19 protein-coding genes are annotated in these 17,483 nt (G+C 67.2%); 10 read left to right on the top strand and 9 right to left on the bottom strand.

Features of this window, described 5'->3' with window-relative positions; genetic code table 11:
* Positions 1-191 precede the first annotated feature (191 nt).
* Together WI26_RS09505 and WI26_RS09500 are read left to right on the top strand one after the other, a co-directional pair.
* Positions 192-626 carry an NfeD family protein gene (locus WI26_RS09505; protein WP_059464265.1) on the top strand — a complete coding sequence of 145 codons (435 nt, stop codon included), beginning with the start codon at positions 192-194 and terminating at the stop codon, positions 624-626.
* Positions 627-661: 35 nt separating this feature from the next.
* A complete protein-coding gene (locus tag WI26_RS09500) occupies positions 662-1,597 on the top strand; it encodes an SPFH domain-containing protein (protein WP_059464266.1) in 936 nt (311 codons plus the stop codon).
* Positions 1,598-1,822: 225 nt separating this feature from the next.
* On the opposite strand, the gene smpB is transcribed toward WI26_RS09500, so the two are convergent.
* Complete coding sequence (smpB, locus tag WI26_RS09495; protein ID WP_059464267.1) at positions 1,823-2,269, bottom strand: SsrA-binding protein SmpB; 447 nt, start codon at positions 2,267-2,269, stop codon at positions 1,823-1,825.
* A 98-nt stretch (positions 2,270-2,367) separates the two neighbouring features.
* On the opposite strand from smpB, the gene WI26_RS09490 reads away from it, so the two are divergent.
* Together WI26_RS09490 and WI26_RS09485 are read left to right on the top strand one after the other, a co-directional pair.
* Positions 2,368-2,805: a type II toxin-antitoxin system RatA family toxin gene (locus tag WI26_RS09490; RefSeq protein ID WP_059450007.1), complete on the top strand. Its 438-nt coding sequence runs from the start codon at positions 2,368-2,370 to the stop codon at positions 2,803-2,805.
* A 4-nt stretch (positions 2,806-2,809) separates the two neighbouring features.
* Positions 2,810-3,133, top strand: a complete 324-nt coding sequence (locus WI26_RS09485; protein ID WP_059450006.1) for an RnfH family protein — start codon at positions 2,810-2,812, stop codon at positions 3,131-3,133.
* Between the two features lie 64 nt (positions 3,134-3,197).
* Here WI26_RS09485 and WI26_RS09480 read toward each other — a convergent pair whose 3' ends face one another.
* The 3 genes from WI26_RS09480 to WI26_RS09470 all read right to left on the bottom strand — a co-directional run bounded on the left by WI26_RS09480 (position 3,198) and on the right by WI26_RS09470 (position 6,060).
* Positions 3,198-4,187, bottom strand: coding sequence for a DMT family transporter (locus WI26_RS09480; protein ID WP_069225822.1), 990 nt, complete (start codon positions 4,185-4,187; stop codon positions 3,198-3,200).
* Positions 4,188-4,368: 181 nt separating this feature from the next.
* Positions 4,369-5,052 (bottom strand): glutaminyl-peptide cyclotransferase, encoded by a 684-nt coding sequence (locus WI26_RS09475; RefSeq protein WP_069225821.1) that lies wholly within the window; start codon positions 5,050-5,052, stop codon positions 4,369-4,371.
* Positions 5,053-5,082: 30 nt separating this feature from the next.
* Positions 5,083-6,060, bottom strand: a complete 978-nt coding sequence (locus tag WI26_RS09470) for a DNA-binding protein (RefSeq protein WP_069225820.1) — start codon at positions 6,058-6,060, stop codon at positions 5,083-5,085.
* Between the two features lie 113 nt (positions 6,061-6,173).
* On the opposite strand from WI26_RS09470, the gene WI26_RS09465 reads away from it, so the two are divergent.
* The 6 genes from WI26_RS09465 (at position 6,174) to WI26_RS09435 (ending at position 12,603) form a co-directional block, all read left to right on the top strand.
* The gene (locus WI26_RS09465) at positions 6,174-6,938 is read left to right on the top strand and encodes a DUF899 domain-containing protein (RefSeq protein WP_069225819.1); all 765 of its coding nucleotides are present in this window, start codon (positions 6,174-6,176) and stop codon (positions 6,936-6,938) included.
* A gap of 28 nt (positions 6,939-6,966) precedes the next feature.
* Positions 6,967-7,794 carry a DUF2182 domain-containing protein gene (locus WI26_RS09460; RefSeq protein ID WP_069225818.1) on the top strand — a complete coding sequence of 276 codons (828 nt, stop codon included), beginning with the start codon at positions 6,967-6,969 and terminating at the stop codon, positions 7,792-7,794.
* Positions 7,795-8,071: 277 nt separating this feature from the next.
* Positions 8,072-9,532, top strand: a complete 1,461-nt coding sequence (gene guaB / locus WI26_RS09450) for an IMP dehydrogenase (protein WP_059464274.1) — start codon at positions 8,072-8,074, stop codon at positions 9,530-9,532.
* Positions 9,533-9,538: 6 nt separating this feature from the next.
* On the top strand, positions 9,539-10,126 hold the full coding sequence (locus WI26_RS09445; RefSeq protein ID WP_059464275.1) for a hypothetical protein: 588 nt from the start codon (positions 9,539-9,541) through the stop codon (positions 10,124-10,126).
* A gap of 107 nt (positions 10,127-10,233) precedes the next feature.
* Positions 10,234-11,853, top strand: a complete 1,620-nt coding sequence (gene guaA / locus WI26_RS09440; RefSeq protein ID WP_069225817.1) for a glutamine-hydrolyzing GMP synthase — start codon at positions 10,234-10,236, stop codon at positions 11,851-11,853.
* A 153-nt stretch (positions 11,854-12,006) separates the two neighbouring features.
* Positions 12,007-12,603, top strand: coding sequence for a 2'-5' RNA ligase family protein (locus WI26_RS09435; RefSeq protein ID WP_069225816.1), 597 nt, complete (start codon positions 12,007-12,009; stop codon positions 12,601-12,603).
* A 260-nt stretch (positions 12,604-12,863) separates the two neighbouring features.
* On the opposite strand, the gene WI26_RS09430 is transcribed toward WI26_RS09435, so the two are convergent.
* From WI26_RS09430 to WI26_RS09405, 5 genes are all read right to left on the bottom strand, one after another.
* Complete coding sequence (locus tag WI26_RS09430) at positions 12,864-13,205, bottom strand: gamma-butyrobetaine hydroxylase-like domain-containing protein (protein ID WP_069225815.1); 342 nt, start codon at positions 13,203-13,205, stop codon at positions 12,864-12,866.
* Positions 13,202-14,197, bottom strand: a complete 996-nt coding sequence (locus WI26_RS09425) for a HEAT repeat domain-containing protein (RefSeq protein ID WP_069225814.1) — start codon at positions 14,195-14,197, stop codon at positions 13,202-13,204. The genes WI26_RS09430 and WI26_RS09425 overlap by 4 nt, the downstream gene beginning before the upstream one ends.
* 261 nt (positions 14,198-14,458) lie before the next feature.
* Positions 14,459-14,704 carry a 4Fe-4S dicluster domain-containing protein gene (locus WI26_RS09415; protein WP_006755644.1) on the bottom strand — a complete coding sequence of 82 codons (246 nt, stop codon included), beginning with the start codon at positions 14,702-14,704 and terminating at the stop codon, positions 14,459-14,461.
* A gap of 17 nt (positions 14,705-14,721) precedes the next feature.
* Complete coding sequence (locus WI26_RS09410; protein ID WP_069225812.1) at positions 14,722-16,461, bottom strand: fumarate reductase/succinate dehydrogenase flavoprotein subunit; 1,740 nt, start codon at positions 16,459-16,461, stop codon at positions 14,722-14,724.
* Positions 16,458-17,228, bottom strand: coding sequence for a GntR family transcriptional regulator (locus WI26_RS09405; RefSeq protein ID WP_069225811.1), 771 nt, complete (start codon positions 17,226-17,228; stop codon positions 16,458-16,460). Before WI26_RS09405 ends, WI26_RS09410 begins: the two co-directional genes overlap by 4 nt.
* Positions 17,229-17,483: the final 255 nt, after the last annotated feature.

Raw genomic sequence — 17,483 nt, 5'->3', positions numbered from 1 at the left:
GCGGTCCGCCGCGCCTGCGTTGAAGGCAGAATGCAAGGTTCGTGTTATAAACACCCCGGTAAGCACCGGGGTGTTTTTGTTTGTGGGTACGTAACGGCGCGGCGCTCGGACGATCGGGACGTGCCGGTCGCATCCGCCCGCGGCAGCGAAGAATATAGTGTGCGTACGGGAGCGTTTTTCTGGAGACCACAATGATGTCGGGGCATCTGTTCTGGTGGGTCGGAGTCGGCGTGCTGGTCGTCGCCGAATTGCTGACCGGCACGTTCTATCTGCTGATGATCGCGCTCGGCTTTCTCGCGGGCGGAGTGCTGCAACTGGCCGGTTTCGCGCCGCACGTGCAGTTCGGCGTGGCCGCCGCGGTCGCGATCATCGCGATGATCGTGCTGCGTCGGTCGGGGCTCGGGCGCAAGCAGAAGCGCGACACGTCGACGAATCCCGACGTCAATCTCGATATCGGCTCGACCGTCACGGTCGACGCGTGGCATGACGGCCGCGCGCGCGTGCAATATCGCGGCGCCGACTGGGACGTCGAACTCGCGCACGGCGAGCGCGACGATGCGCGCGTGTACCAAGTGCGCGCCGTGCGCGGCAACTGTCTCGTGGTCGTAGCGAAACCCGCGGGCTGATCGTCCGCTGATACAACAACAAGGAGGAACAATTCATGGATTCGCTGATCATCTGGGTCGTCCTGCTCGTCATCGCCATCGTGATCGTGTCGAAGACGGTGAAGATCGTGCCGCAGCAGCATGCGTGGGTGCTCGAACGCTTCGGGCGCTATCATGCGACGCTGTCGCCCGGTCTCAATATCGTGCTGCCGTTCGTCGACCGGATCGCCTACCGGCACGTGCTGAAGGAAATTCCGCTCGACGTGCCGAGCCAGATCTGCATCACGCGCGACAACACGCAGTTGCAGGTCGACGGCGTGCTGTACTTCCAGGTGACCGATCCGATGAAGGCCTCGTACGGATCGAGCAACTTCGTGCTCGCGATCACGCAGCTCGCGCAGACGACGCTGCGGTCGGTCGTCGGCAAGCTCGAACTCGACAAGACCTTCGAGGAACGCGACTTCATCAACCACAACATCGTGTCGGCGCTCGACCAGGCCGCCGCGAACTGGGGCGTGAAAGTGCTGCGTTACGAGATCAAGGACCTGACTCCGCCGAAGGAGATCCTGCACGCGATGCAGGCGCAGATCACCGCCGAGCGGGAAAAGCGCGCGCTGATCGCCGCTTCCGAGGGCCGCAAGCAGGAGCAGATCAACCTCGCGTCGGGCGCGCGCGAAGCGGCGATCCAGAAGTCCGAAGGCGAGCGGCAGGCCGCGATCAATCAGGCGCAGGGCGAGGCGGCAGCGATTCTCGCGGTGGCCGAGGCGAACGCGCAGGCCATCCAGAAGATCGCGAACGCGATCCAGTCGCAGGGCGGGATGGATGCCGTGAACCTTAAGGTTGCCGAGCAGTACGTCGGCGCGTTCTCGAACCTCGCGAAACAGGGCAATACGCTGATCGTGCCGTCGAACCTGTCGGATCTCGGCACCGCGATCGCGTCGGCGCTCTCGATCGTCAAGAACGCGGCGCCGGCCGCAGGCGGGAAGGGCTGAGTGCGCGCGACGCTCAGTGAGCCGTCCGGCCGTTGCGTGCGGCCGGCATGTGGCGAATCGTCACGCCATGGAGTCGCGATCCTGCTCGGATGACGAGGGCGGCGCAGGGTTTCATCAGGGACCGTGGGCGGCTGCTCGATCGGCGCATGAACGCATCACGGCTCACAACGCGACACGGCCCGCTTCGAGCGGGCCGTGTCGTTTGCGATGCGGGGGCGTCGCGCGTCAGGCGCCGGCGCGCATGATGCGGGCCTTTTCGCGCTCCCAGTCGCGCTTCTTCTCGGTTTCGCGCTTGTCGTGCAGCTTCTTGCCCTTCGCGAGCGCGATGTCGCATTTCACGCGACCGCCCTTGTAGTGGAAGTTCAACGGCACGAGCGTGTAGCCGCGCTGCTCGACCTTGCCGATCAGTTTCTTGATTTCGTCGCGGTGCAGCAGCAGCTTGCGCGTGCGGACCGGATCGGGCTTGATGTGTGTCGAGGCTTCGGGCAGCGGGCTGATGTGGGTGCCGATCAGGAAGATCTCGGCGTTCTTGACCACGACGTAGCCTTCCTTGATCTGGCCGCGTCCGGCGCGCAGCGCCTTGACTTCCCAGCCCTCCAGCACGAGCCCCGCCTCGTAGCGTTCCTCGATGTGATAATCGAAGTGCGCTTTCCTGTTGTCGATGATGCTCATGAAAGGATCGAGCCAACTCGTTTAAAATCACGATTTTAGCAAAGCGGGGCGGGAATCGCCCGGCTTGCGTTCTTACCTTGAGCGATGCCGCGCGATTTATGGCAGATGTCCAGAAAACCGTATTGATCCGCCATTCGGCGGAACAGATGTTCGACCTCGTCACCGACGTGGCCGATTACCCCAATTTCCTGCCCTGGTGCGGCGGCGTCGAGATTCGCCGTCAGGACGACAGCGGGATGGAAGCGCGCATCGACATCAACTTCAAGGGCATCAAGCAGCATTTCGCGACGCGCAACACGCAGCAGCGCCCGACGCGGATCGACATGGAGTTTGCCGACGGCCCGTTCAAGAAGTTCACCGGTTCGTGGCGCTTCATCCCGCTGCGCTCCGACGCATGCAAGATCGAGTTTGCGTTGCACTACGAGTTCTCGAGCATCCTGCTCGAGAAGATCATCGGGCCCGTGTTCAGCCATATCGCGAACACGTTCGTCGATTCGTTCGTCAAGCGCGCCGATCAGCGCTACGGGAAGGGGTGACGCGATGCTGTCGATCGAAGTCTGTTACGCGCTGCCGGATCGCCAGACGCTGATTCCGGTGTCGCTGCCCGAAGGCGCGACGGTGCGCGCGGCGATCGACGCGAGCGGCGTGCTCGCGCTGCACCCGGAAATCGACCTCGCGCACGCAAAAACCGGCGTGTTCGGCAAGCTCGCGCCGCTCGACGCGCCGCTCGCCGATCATGACCGTGTCGAGATCTACCGCCCGTTGATCGTCGATCCGAAGCTCGCGCGCCAGCGGCGCGTCGACAAGACCCGCCGCGAGGGCTCCATCGAGGGCCGCAAGTGGATGCACAAGGACGCGCGCTGACGCGGCGCGCCAGTATCGCTTCCTCTGCTTTTGTCCCGATTCGTCAGACCAGGCTCGCACGCGCTCAGTGGGCCGTGATGTTCGCGTTCGCGTTCGCGGTCGTGCGGCCGGGCGTGTCGCTGCCCGCGTGCGTGTCGCCGTGCCGGCGCACCGACCCGTAGACGCCCGCCAGCAGCAGCGCGAGCGCCGCGATCTCGAGCACGCGCGGCATCCGCTGGTCGTAGACGAATGCGTAGAGCATCGCGAACACCGTTTCGAACACGATCAGCTGGCCGGACAGCGTGAGCGGCAGCCGTTTCGATGCCGCATTCCACAGTCCGTTGCCGAGCCACGACGCGCCGATCGCGAGCACGAGGTTCAGCAGCCAGAACAGTTGCCAGCGCGATGCCGGAACCGCCGCCTGGACCGTGCCGGCCGGCAGCGCGAGGATCGCGAGCCAGCACAGGCCGCCGATCAGGCCCGTCACGACACCCCACAGCACCGACCACTCGTTGCCGCCGAAATGGTGGTGACGCTGCAGGTAGCGCGTGTTCGCGACCGCGTACCAGGTCCAGCTCGCGAGCGCGCCGGTCGCGCACGCGATGCCGGCGAGCTTCTGGCCGAGCGTTGTCGCGTGCGCGGCTTCCGATGTGAAGAGGTCGACGTTGATGCAGACGATGCCGGCGATCACCAGCGCGAGCGGGGCGGCGAGGCGGCGCAGCGGCATCGCGCCCCGGTCGCCGAGGCCGGCGAGCGTGACGGTCACGGGCAACACGCCGACGATCAGCGAGCTGGGCGCGATGCCAATCAGGTGCACGGCGCCGGACAGCAGCATGTAGTACGCGACGTTGCCGATCAGCGCGAGCTTCGCGAGCGCGACGAGATCCTCGCGGGTCAACCGCGCGAGCAGCGAACGGACGGCCGGCAGTGCCGCCGCCAGCGACACGAGGCCGTACATCGCGTAGCGGCCCGCGCTCAGCAGCAGCGGCGAGAAGTCGGTCATCAGCCGTGGCACGAGAAAGACCATCCCCCACAACGCGCCCGCGAGGACGCCATACACCACACCGCGCTGCATCGACTGCTCCGAACAAATGACTGACGAGCGCGCATCTTAACGACGGCGGCGCGACAGCGTCTTGTTCATTCCTGCACTCGGGAGCGGGCGCGGTCCGGGATCGGCGGGGGGAGCCGTCGCGATCCATTCGGGTGTTTGCCGGGAATTGCGGCGGGCCGGGCGGCCCGTCGATGATCGGGGATCAGCGCTCGGCCTGCTCGGATGCCGAAGCATTGTCGCCGTCCGCGGGTGCTCGCGCAGGGCGGCGCACCGCGCGCAGCTTGCCGCTGTTGCCGCCGCCGCAGTAGAAGAGGTCGCGACCGTCGGATTCCAGCCCCGATACGCCGATACCCGTCGGCATGTCGACCTGTTCGAGCACTTGCCCGGTGCGCGGATCGATCCGCCGCAGCTCGCTCTCGTCTGCTTCCCAGGTGCCGTGCCATAGCTCGCCATCGACCCATGTCACGCCGGTGACGAAGCGGTTCGATGCGATCGTGCGCAGCACGGCGCCCGATTGCGGATCCACCTGATGAATCTTGCGCTCGCGATACTGGCCGACCCACAGCGTGCCTTCGGCCCACGCGAGCCCCGAATCAGCGCCGCCGCCGGGCGCCGGAATCGTCGCGAGCACGCGGCCCGAATCGGGATCGATCTTCTCGATGCGGTCCTCGACGATCTGGAACAAGTGACGCCCGTCGAACGCGGTGCCCGCGTGCGCGGCGACGTCGAGTGCGCGCACGGTCGTGCCGCGTTCCGGGTCGAGCGCGTTCAGCTTGTCGCCGGACGCGAACCAGATGCGCTGCCCGTCGAACGTGACGCCGTGCACGCCGTCGACGCCCGGAAACGGGCCGTATTCGCGGAGGATGTCTGCGGTGGAGCGTCTCATGTCTGTCACCTCGTCGTTGGTGTGCCCATCCTAATCGCCCGGCAGCGGTGCGGGGAGTAACAAGGTCGTCGCGAATCCGGGCAGCGGCGGCGTCATCCAGCGGCGCGCGCGACCGCGCCCGAGCGCGCGAACCTTGTCCGCTTCGGCGAGCGCGTCGAGCGCGCGCTGCACGGTGCGCTGGCTCGCGCCGAGCGCGAGCGCGAGCGCGGAACTCGACCACGCCTCGCCGTCCGCGAGCAGCGCCAGCACGGCCGCGTGGCGTTCGTCGACCGGACGCGCGAGCGACACGGTCGTGCGTGCATCGCGTACAGCGTGGCGACATGCATCGACGACCAGCGCGTTCGATTCCAGCAGCGCCTCGACCTCGTCGAGCAGCACGAGCCGCGACGCCCCGCGCGCGATGAGTCGCGCGGCCGGCGTATCGAGCATGCGTGCGGCCGTCTCGACTTCGGCCGTCAGCGCGGCAATGCCGGCGTCCTGTGCGGCCGCGCGGGCACGGGCCAGTGCCGCGCGCGCGAAGCGCGGGCGGATGCGGCGCATCGCGATGCCGGCCGCGATCAGTTCGTGGGCCGCGCGCGATGCGGCCGGCAGCGGTGCGGGATCGAGGTTCGCGAGCTGCCGCTCCGCATCGTCGACGTGTCCGATCAGCAGCAGTCGGCGCACGCCGAGATAGCGCGCGTGCGCGGCGTTCGCGCGATCGCCGTGCGCGTCGAGCGTCGCGCAGGCGGCTTCGAGGGCGCACGATGGCCAGCCGAGGTCGCGAGACGCCAGCGCGATTTCGGCTTCCGCGACGACGCAGCGCGCCCGCGCGACGGCTTCCTTCGCGCCGAACGCGCGTGCCGCGCCGCGCACGAGCGCCCGCGCGCGCTCGAAATCGCCGAGTTGGGCCATCGCGATTCCGCGCAACGCGAGCGCCGGCGCGTCGTCGCGCAGTGCAACGCGGTTCAGCGCACCGAGCGGATCGCCTGCCGCGAGCGCGCGCGCGGCGGCCGTGATCAGCGAATCCATCCGAATCCCGACACAGTTGTCACTCCCTCCGGTCCGATGCCCGGCCCTAATCTAGCACCACGCACACGGCAGTTGCGCCGTGCCCGGATATCCATCGAAAGGAGGAACCCGCAATGACGAACCATCTCACCGGAACGCGCGCCGAATGGTTGACTGCGCGCCGCGCGCTGCTCGATGCGGAAAAGACGTTGACGCGGCAGAGCGACGAACTCGCGCGGCGTCGCCAGGCACTGCCATGGGTGCGCGTCGACAAGGCTTACCGGTTCGACACCGAGGACGGTCCGGCGACACTCGACGACCTGTTCGGCGGCCGCTCGCAACTGCTCGTCTATCACTTCATGTTCGGCCCCGACTACAAGGCCGGCTGCCCGTCGTGCTCGGCGCTCGCCGACGGTTTCGACGGCTTTGCGATCCATCTCGCGAACCACGACGTGACGCTCGCGGCGGTGTCGCGCGCGCCGCTCGCAAAGCTGCTCGCGTACCGGCGGCGGATGGGCTGGCATTTTCCGTGGGCGTCATCGGACGGCGGCGAGTTCAATTTCGACTTCAACGTGTCGTTCACCGAAACGCAGCAACGCACAGGCGACGTCGAATACAACTATGCGCGGGCCGGTCACGCGATGGACATGGACCCGCCGCCGGCGGCCGTCGCCCAGTTCGCGGCGACCTGCGGCACCGACGCCGCCACGTACGCGCGCGACCGGCCGGGGATGAGCGCGTTCGTGCGAGAGGACGGCGTCGTCTATCACACGTATTCGACATACGCACGCGGGCTCGACGGGCTGTGGGGGATGTACCAGTGGCTCGATCGAGCGCCGCTCGGGCGCAACGAGAGGGGCGTGTGGTGGCGCCGCCATGACGAATACGCGCTCGGTTGAGCGCGGGCCGGCCAGCGGGGGGCGGACGATGAGCGCGGCGACGAAACCGGCTGCGGCCGGCACTGCGGGCGGTGGCCGGCGTGCATTCGGCGCCGTGCTCGTCACGGTATTGGGCGCCGCCATCTGGGCGACGCTCGCGCAGCACGCATCGATGAACGCGATGGGCGGCATGCCGATGGCGGGCGACTGGACGCTGTCGGCCGGATGGCTCAGACCGTGCGGATGGCGGGCAGGGCGCGCGTTCGCCGCGTTCGCAGGCATGTGGGGCGCGATGACGGTGGCGATGATGCTGCCGGTGCTGGCGCCGGTGCTCTGGCGATACCGGCAGAGCCTTGGCCCGGTGGGCGAGGCGCGTGCGGCATGGTGGGTCGCGGTCATGGGCGCCGGGTACTTCTCCGTGTGGATGGCGCTCGGCGCGATGCTGTTTCCTGGTGGCACAGCATTGGCGGCGGCGGCCGCGCGGCTGCCCGCGCTCGCCGCCGCGATGCCGTTCGCGGCCGGCGCGGTCGTGCTCGGCGCGGGCGTGCTGCAGTTGTCGGGTTGGAAGGCGCGCCGGCTCGCCTGTTGCCGGCATGCACCGGACGACGCAAGCGCGCGGCGGGCGGGAGCAGCGGCCGCGGTTGCGTGGTGGTACGGCGTGCGAACCGCGCTACGTTGCGGCGCTTGCTGCGGGAACCTGATGGCCGCTGCGCTGGTAGCCGGCATGATGGATCTGCGCGTGATGGCCGCGGTGACCGTGGCGGTCGCCGCCGAGCGGCTGGCGCCGGGCGGCGAACGCGTCGCGCGGATCGTCGGCGGCCTTGTGATCGGCGCCGGCGCGGCGATAATCGCGTGCGCCGCGGCGAGGCTGGTCTAGCGGCGTTCGTGGCCGGCCGGACGTTTCGAGCGGGGGCTGATCGGTGTCTCGCCGGCAGGCCCGGCATCGTGCGGCCACGACGTGCGATCGGCCCGATTCCGGCCGGCTGCGCGAATGGATCGATGCGGGGGTGAAACGAAAGGCGATCGAAAACGAACCGAACGGCGATCCGAACGATTCGGCCCCCGAACGCTTGAAAACGCCTAACCTGTTGTTCGTGTTGTGAAAATTCGCAGCGCTTCGCGTATAATTCGCTTTTGCGCCCATAGGATTTGCCATGCGTCTGATCCAAAAAGCACTCACTTTCGATGATGTGCTCCTCGTTCCCGCCTTCTCCGACGTTCTCCCGCGCGACACCAGCCTGAAGACCAAGCTGACCCGCAACATCTCCCTGAACATGCCGCTCGTGTCCGCCGCGATGGACACGGTCACCGAAGGTCGCCTCGCGATCGCAATGGCGCAGCAGGGCGGTGTGGGTATCGTCCACAAGAACCTCACGCCGGCCGAGCAGGCTCGCGAGGTCGCGAAGGTCAAGCGTTTCGAATCGGGCGTCGTGCGCGACCCGATCACGGTCCCGCCGCAGATGAAGGTGCGCGACGTGATCGCGCTGTCGCGTCAGCATGGCATCTCGGGCTTCCCGGTCGTGGAAGGCCCGCAACTCGTCGGCATCGTCACGAACCGCGACCTGCGTTTCGAATCGCGCCTCGACGAACCGGTCAAGTCGATCATGACGCCGCGCGAGCGCCTCGTCACGGTCAAGGAAGGCACGCCGCTCGCCGAAGCGAAGGCGCTGATGCACAGCCACCGCCTCGAGCGCGTGCTGGTGGTCAACGACGCGTTCGAACTGCGCGGCCTGATGACCGTCAAGGACATCACCAAGCAGACCGAACACCCGGATGCGTGCAAGGACGAACACGGCAAGCTGCGCGCAGGCGCGGCGGTCGGCGTCGGCCCGGACAACGAAGAGCGCGTCGAGCTGCTGGTGCAGGCCGGTGTCGACGTGATCGTCGTCGATACCGCGCACGGCCATAGCAAGGGCGTGCTCGAGCGCGTGCGCTGGGTCAAGCAGAACTTCCCGCACGTCGAGGTGATCGGCGGCAACATCGCGACGGCTGCCGCCGCGAAGGCGCTCGTCGAATACGGCGCGGACGCGGTCAAGGTCGGCATCGGCCCGGGCTCGATCTGCACGACGCGGATCGTTGCGGGCGTCGGCGTGCCGCAGATCAGCGCGATCGCGAACGTCGCGGAAGCGCTGAAGGGTACCGGCGTGCCGTGCATCGCCGACGGCGGCGTGCGCTTCTCGGGCGACGTGTCGAAGGCCCTCGCGGCCGGCGCGAACGCGGTGATGATGGGCAGCATGTTCGCGGGCACCGAAGAGGCGCCGGGCGACGTGTTCCTGTATCAGGGTCGCCAGTACAAGTCGTACCGCGGCATGGGTTCGGTCGGCGCGATGAAGGACGGCGCGGCAGACCGCTACTTCCAGGACAACTCGGCGAATATCGACAAGCTCGTGCCGGAAGGCATCGAAGGCCGCGTCGCGTACAAGGGTTCGGTCAACGCGATCCTGTTCCAGCTGGTCGGCGGCGTGCGCGCGAGCATGGGCTACTGCGGCTGCCGCACGATCGACGAGCTGCACGACAAGGCCGAATTCGTCCAGATCACCGCGGCGGGCATGCGCGAGTCGCACGTGCACGACGTGCAGATCACGAAGGAAGCACCGAACTACCACGTGGACTGATCGTCGATGAAACCGTTGCTGCGAGCCGTGCTGATCGTCGATGCGGTGCTGCTGCTGGCGTTCGGCGTGCTGTTCGTGCTAACGCCCTGGCAGGCGCTGTTCAACGCGCTGCAGCTGGCGAACATCCAGCCGGCGATGCTCGGTCAGGCGTTCGGCATCGCGCTGCTCGGCCTCGCGTGGCTCGCGTTTCATGCAGCGGTCAACGGCGATCTCACGGCGCCCGTCGCGCGTGCGGTCGGTCATGTGAACTGGCTGATCGGCGCATTGGCGGTGGTGTGGTCGTTCGGCACCGGCAACGGTCCCGCGCTCGCGGCTGCCGGCCGCGTGCTGTCGGCGATGGCCGGTGTCGCGCTGATCGTGCTCGGTGTCGGCGGCGTACGCCTCGCGTCGGCGGTGCGGCGGCGCGAGAAGGCGCAGGCGCTCGAGGCCCGGGACGCGCAGCGTCCGGCCGCACCGGCGCCGGCCTCCGCCGCGCAGCAGCGGGTCGAACCGGTCGTCAGCCGTCCGGCGGCGCCGCCGGCAGCCACGCCGGCCGCATCCGACCGATTGTCAGGCAGCGTCGCGTTCGACGCCCGCCCGCCGTCGCAGGATTGACCGGCGGTGCGTCGCGCGAGTCGCCTGCCGCCAGACGCCGTTGTCCATGCTATTGACGCAGCGCTTCATGCGCTGCTTTTCTTATTCTCTTCATCCTGTCCGCAGCCATGCACGACAAAATCCTGATTCTCGACTTCGGTTCGCAAGTCACCCAACTGATCGCGCGCCGCGTGCGTGAAGCGCACGTCTACTGCGAAATCCATCCGAACGACGTGTCCGATGAATTCGTCCGCGAGTTCGCGCCGAAGGCTGTGATCCTGTCGGGCAGCCATGCGAGCACGTACGAAGACCACCAGCTGCGCGCGCCGCAGGCCGTGTGGGATCTCGGTGTGCCCGTGCTCGGCATCTGCTACGGCATGCAGACGATGGCCGTGCAGCTCGGCGGCAAGGTCGAGTGGAGCGACCATCGCGAATTCGGCTATGCGGAAATGCGCGCGCATGGCCATACGCGCCTGCTCGACGGCATCGAGGATTTCCAGACGGCCGAAGGCTACGGGATGCTGAAGGTCTGGATGAGCCACGGCGACAAGGTCGCCGAGCTGCCGCCGGGCTTCGCGCTGATGGCGTCGACGCCGAGCTGCCCGATCGCCGGCATGGCCGACGAGGCGCGCGGCTACTACGCGGTGCAGTTCCACCCGGAAGTCACGCACACGCTGAAGGGCCGCCAGATCATCGAACGCTTCGTGCTGCAGATCGCCGGCGCGAAGCCCGACTGGATCATGAAGAACCACATCGAGGAAGCCGTCGCGAAGATCCGCGAGCAGGTGGGTGACGAGGAAGTGATTCTCGGCCTGTCGGGCGGTGTCGATTCGAGCGTCGCGGCCGCGCTGATCCATCGCGCGATCGGCGACCAGCTCACCTGCGTGTTCGTCGATCACGGCCTGCTGCGCCTGAACGAAGGCAAGATGGTGCTCGACATGTTCGAGGGCCGCCTGCATGCGAAGGTCGTTCACGTCGATGCGTCCGAGCAGTTCCTCGGCCATCTGGCCGGCGTGACCGATCCGGAGCAGAAGCGCAAGATCATCGGCCGCGAGTTCGTCGAGGTGTTCCAGGCCGAGGCGAAGAAGTTGTCGAAGGCGAAGTGGCTCGCACAGGGCACGATCTATCCGGACGTGGTCGAGTCGGGCGGCACGAAGACGAAGAAGGCGACGACGATCAAGAGCCACCACAACGTCGGTGGCCTGCCGGAAACGCTCGGTCTGAAGCTGCTCGAGCCGCTGCGCGACCTGTTCAAGGACGAAGTGCGCGAACTGGGCGTCGCGCTCGGCCTGCCGCCGGAGATGGTGTACCGTCATCCGTTCCCGGGCCCGGGCCTCGGCGTGCGGATTCTCGGCGAAGTGAAGCGCGAATACGCGGACTTGCTGCGTCGCGCGGATGCGATCTTCATCGAGGAACTGCGCGGCACGACCGCCACCGCGCAGGACGCGGCAGCGGGCCTGTGCGGCGACGCCGACGTCGGCAAGACCTGGTACGACCTGACGAGCCAGGCGTTCGCGGTGTTCCTGCCGGTGAAGTCGGTCGGCGTGATGGGCGACGGCCGCACGTACGACTACGTGACGTCGCTGCGCGCTGTGCAGACGACCGACTTCATGACCGCGCACTGGGCGCACCTGCCGTACGCGCTGCTCGGCCGTGCGTCGAACCGGATCATCAACGAGGTGCGCGGGATCAACCGCGTGGTGTACGACATCTCGGGCAAGCCGCCGGCGACGATCGAGTGGGAATGATGAGGCGGCGAGGCATCCCTCGCTAGCCGATCGACACATCGGATGATGCGAACGCCCGGCAGGGAAACCTGCCGGGCGTTTTTTGTGTCCTGCGAAGATTTGTCAGATTAATGATAATGGACGCTCGTCCCTCGGCGCCTTCACCATTTTGCCGTGATTCAGCTGACACTCCCCGGCTTCGACTCGCGTCCGCCGACTGCCGAGCACCGCTTTTTCTTCGCGACGATGCCGGACGCGGAAACGGCCACGCGCCTTGCCGGAATCGCCCGGCAACTGCATGGCGGGAAGCCACCGAAAAGCGCGGTGCTGCGTGCGGAACGGCTGCATGTCACGCTGTATCCGCTGGGCGACTTTGCTTACGTGCCAGGCGCCACCCTCGCACGCGCGTGCGCCGCGGCCGGCCGTATCGATGCGCCGCCGCTTCGCGTGACCTTCGATGAGGTCGTCAGCTTCAACGGCCGACCGGGCCATTGCCCGCTGGTACTCACGGGCAGCGCAGGACTGCACGCGTTGATCGCATTTCAACAACGGCTGCGCGTCGCCCTCGGAGAAGCAGGTTTGCGTGTTTCGAGCACTCGTTTCACGCCCCATGTGACGTTGCTGTACGGTGAACGCCGGCTCGGTCGGTACACGATCGAACCGATCTCCTGGACCGTGTTCGACTTCGTGTTGATCCACAGTTGGCTCGGCAGGACGCACTACGACGTAATCGGGCACTGGCCACTGACGGCGCGCAGTCCCGCCGCTTGATCTTCGCACCCGCCCCCGATTTCCGCGCCGGTCTTCCGTGATCGGTGCAACAGGGGCGACAGGTTCTTCAGCCACCTGAGCGACGCGATGGCGCGATGTCCGATGCATACACGTTAGTCTTGCCCGGTTCGATCTCGCCGCCAGGAAATCCCGGTAGTTGGCGTCGGTCGGATTCGCGCGGCGCACGAGCCACACGTCGTGGCCGCGCAGCACGACGCCGAGCACGGCGGGCAGGGCGCGCAGCGGTCAGGCGTCGCCGGTCAGTTTGCGGGCTGGCGGGATGCCGGCACGTCGTGCGACGCGGCGCGGGCATCGGCGTCGTCGCACCCGAGTTGCGCCAGATACGGCCACGGGTAGATCCCGCGTGCGTGACCATCGCCGAACAGCAGGCGGATGCCGTAACCGGCAGCTTCCACGCCGTCCAGCTTCACGCCCGGCAGCGCGGCGACCCGGCCGCCATCGATCCGGATCTTCCGGCACGCGGCGCACGGGCGATCGCTGCGCAATCGCACATAGCCGATTCGTTGCATGTCGCCGTCCGGCCAGCGCAGCGTCAATGCCTGCGCCGCATGGTCGAGGAGGATTTCGGTCGGCGCAATCATCGAGCGTCTGCTCCGATCTGCGCAACGGCGATCCGCACGGCCTTGCGTACTTCGGGATCGCGATCGTTCAGCGCATCATGCAGCGCGGGCAGCGTCGCGGGGTCGCGCAATTCGCCGAGCGCGAGCGCCGCTTCCTTCCGAAGGTTGCCGATCGCATGCGACAGCAGTGCGGCGACGGCCGGGGCTGCGGCGGCGTCGCGCAACTGCCCGAGCGCACGCACCGCGCGCAAGCGCACCTGCCAGTAGTCGTCTTCGAGTGCGGCGACGAGCGGTGTGCGTGCGGTCGCGACGCGCAGCTTGCCGAGCGTCGCGGCCGCTTCCTCGCGCACCTGCCATTCGGCGTCGCGCAATGCCGTGAGCAACGCGGTTACGACGGCCGCTTCGTTTGGCGCCGCGAATCCGATCGCACCTGCCGCGAGGCGTCGTACGTTCGCGTGAGTATCGTTCGTCGCGACGCGTGCGAGCGGCGCCAGCGCGCGCACGTCCTTCAGCCAGCCGAGTACGGCGACGGCCTCGGCGCGCACGGCCGGCGTCGGCGCGTCGAGCGCGCGCAGCGCCGGTGCGAATGCCTGAGGGTCGCGCAATTCGCGCAAGCCGCGCAGCGCTGCGCCGCACACGAATGGCTCGGCGCGTTCGGCCCAGCGGCACAGCACGGCGCCGGACGTGACATCCTTCAATTCGGACAGACTTTGCGCAGCGGTGGCACGCACATCGTCGTCGGCGTCGAGCAGTGCGTGGCACAGCGCATCGACGACGTCGGGCTGTTCCCACGCGGCCAGCACGCGTGCGGCTTCGCGGCGCACATCGGCGGACGGATCGGCGCGCAGTGCCGTGACGAAGATCGGCACGAGACCGGGATCCTCGAGATCGTCGAGCTCGAGCAGCGCAATGCGGCGCACCGATGCATCAGATGCGGCCGCACGCGCAATGAGCGAAGCGTGGCCGGGATCGTGCGCGCCGGGCCGTGGGAAGGCAGGGGAAGAAGCGGTCATGGGCAAAAACTCGCAGCAGAAAGGTGACGTGCGATCAGGCGCGCATCGCGCAGGCGCGCGACGCAGCGGCACTCGATGTCGACGAACGCGGGCCCGGCGATGCCGTCGTCGGTACGCGGCCGCGCGAGCGACACGCGAATGCCGGCGACGCGCGCGCGAGGCAGGCTGCTGCCGGCGCGAACGACGCGGCAAACCGGCGGAGCATTCGTCGCCGCGCGCTTCATGTGTCGTGAGTCCGGAAATCGGGAAGCGACACGCCGTTCAGCGCAACAGGTACGGGATGTCGACCTTGACCGCGCCGGTCGGGCAGTCGCGTTCGCACGGCATGCAGTACCAGCATTCATCGAACTGCATGTAGGCCTTGCCTTTGGTCACGTCGATCGCGAGCAGGTCGAGCGGGCACACGTCGACGCAGACGGTGCAGCCCTTGTCGGCAATGCACCGATCCTCGTCGATCGTCACGGGCGCGCTGCTGCGCAGGAAGATGTCGTGCGGGGTATGGGGCACGGTAAGGCTCCTCGGAGTCAGAGGGTGGCCGCGACGGCGGCCGGTTCGCGGATGCGCAGGTGCGCGTAGGCGCTGCGTTCGTCGTCGGCGAGCGGCACGACGTAAGGCTCGACCGGTCGTTTCTCGCTGCGCATCGTGCCGTCGGCATCTTTGCGCAGCCAGGTATGGCAGAACCATTCGGCGTCGTTGCGATGCGGAAAATCGACGCGGTGGTGATACAGCCCCCAGCGGCTCTCGGTACGGAACAGCGACGCACGCGCGGCCATTTCGGCGCAGTCGCGAATCGCGCACACCTCCGCCGCTCGCATTAGCTCGTGCGGGTTGTTCGCCTTAAGTTCTTCGATATCCTCAATGATTCCGTCAAAACGCCGGAGGCCGATTTCCATCTTGCGCGTGACCTTCGGCGGTTGCAGGTAATCGTTCACCATGCGACGCAGCTTGTATTCGACCTGCGCCGGCGCGAGACCGCGTTCGCGCGTGAGCGGCGCGAGCACGCGGGTGCGTTCGGCCGCGACCTGTTCGTCGTCCACAGGCGCGTGATCGCGGCCGGCCACGTAGTCGGCTGCGTTCTGCCCGGCGAACCAGCCGTAGGTAAACGCGCCGAGCATGTAGTTGTGCGGGACGGCCGCCATGTCGCCGGCTGCGTAGAGCCCCGGCACCGTCGTTTCCGCACGGGCATTCACGTACACGCCGGACGCACTGTGGCCGCTGCACAAGCCGATCTCGGAGATGTGCATCTCGACCATCTGGTGCCGATAGTCGGTGCCTCGGCCCGCATGGAAGCGGCCGCGGCTCGGCCGCTCGTTCGTGTGCAGAATCTGCTCGATCGTCTGGATCGTTTCTTCCGCGAGATGGTCGAGCTTCAGGAACACCGGGCCGTTGCCGCTTTGCAGTTCCTGATGGAACTCCCACATCATCTGGCCGCTCCAGTAGTCGCACTCGATGAAGCGCTCGCCCTTGCCGTTCGCGGTGAAGCCGCCGAGCGGGCCCGTCACGTACGCGCAGGCCGGGCCGTTGTAGTCCTTGATCAGCGGATTGATCTGGAAGCATTCGAGGTTGGCGAGCGCGGCGCCCGCGTGGTACGCCATCGCATACCCGTCGCCGGCATTGGTCGGGTTCTCGTACGTGCCCATCAGGTAGCCGGACGCCGGCAGCCCGAGACGGCCGGCCGCGCCGCAGCACAGGATCACGGCCTTCGCGCGGATCACGTGAAAATCGGCCGTGCGGCAGTCGAAGCCGAGCACGCCGCTCGCGCGGCCGTGTGCGTCGGTCAGCACGCGCGTGGCGACGATCCGGTTCGTGATCGCGATGCGCGCGCGTTTCAACTGCCGGTACAGCACCTTCTTGATGTCGTGTCCTTCCGGCATCGGCAGCACGTACGAACCCATGTGGTGAACCTTCTTCACCGCGTAGTCGCCGGTGCCGTCCTTTTCGAACTTCACGCCCCAGCGGTCGAGCTGCTCGATCGTCGCGAAGCTGTGTGCCGCATACGCGTACACGGCTTCCTGATCGACGATCCCGTCGTTGGCGATCGTGATCTCGCGCGTGTACTGCTCGGGCGTCGCGTGGCCGGGAATCACCGCGTTGTTCAGGCCGTCCATGCCCATCGAGATCGCGCCGCTGCGTTTCACGTTGGCCTTCTCCAGCAGCAGCACGCGCAGCGACGGATCGCGCTCCTTCGCCTTGATCGCCGCCATCGGCCCGGCCGTGCCGCCGCCGACCACGACGATGTCGTATTCGAGTACATGGGTGTTCATTGTGGATTCCTCAATGGTTGGTGCATCTTCTGCCGATCGATGCGCAGCCGGTACTGGAAGGCGTCGCCGCGGAAGTACAGGTGTTCGTAGTCGATTGGCGCACCGGACGCGTCGTGCGTCAGGCGCTCGATCCGCAGCACGGGGCTGCTCTCCTCGACGCGCAGCGCGTCGACGATTTCATCGTCGGCAAGGATCGCGTCGATCGACATGTCGGCGTGGCCGAGCGGCACGCCGCAGTCGTTTTCGAGAATCAGGAAGATGTCACGGGTGACGAGATCGGCGCCCGCGAGCCGCTTGCCGAGCGCCTCGGGCACCCACGTCTGCTCGAGCGACACCGGCTCGCGGTTCAGCAGCCGCACGCGATGGATCTCGACGAGCGGCGCGCCTTCCTGCACGTTCAGCTTCGTCGCGAGATGGCGGTCGGCCTTCACGATGCGAAAGCTGCGCAACTGGTTGACGATCTCGTAGCCCATCGACGACATCGCCTCGGCGAAGCCCTGCAGCGATGTCACGTTCTGGAACGCCTTCGGCTTCGACACGAACGTGCCCTTGCCGTGCAGCCTGAACAACAGGCCTTCCTTTTGCAGGTCGCCGAGCGCCTGGCGCACCGTGATGCGGCTCACGTCGAACATCGCGCAGAGTTCGTGCTCGGACGGCATCCGGCTGTGCGGCGCATATGTACCGTCGAGGATGCGTGCGCGCAGTGTGTCCTTGATCTGCACATAGAGCGGGGTCGCCGACAGCGGCACGACGTTGAGTGGGGTCATTGGTCAACTTGTCATGACAAGAGGACTCGAGTGTAGTGAGCGCGCTCGGATGCCCGAACCAACTATTTCTGATTTCAACTTTCCGATTCCGGGAAAGCAGGGGCGGGCCGAAGGGCGTCCGGATCTGCCCCCTTGTCAGCCGCCCGAATTGGCCGACAATCGGACATTCGCGCTCGCATGTGCCGCGCATGTCGATTTCCCCGTATGTCGTCCGTCGTATCGGTACCGACCGGATTTGCGACGGCGTTCGCAGCC

This window comes from Burkholderia diffusa (assembly GCF_001718315.1).
Classification (GTDB): Bacteria; Pseudomonadota; Gammaproteobacteria; order Burkholderiales; family Burkholderiaceae; genus Burkholderia; species Burkholderia diffusa_B.
This window is presented reverse-complemented; position numbering and strand designations above follow the sequence as displayed.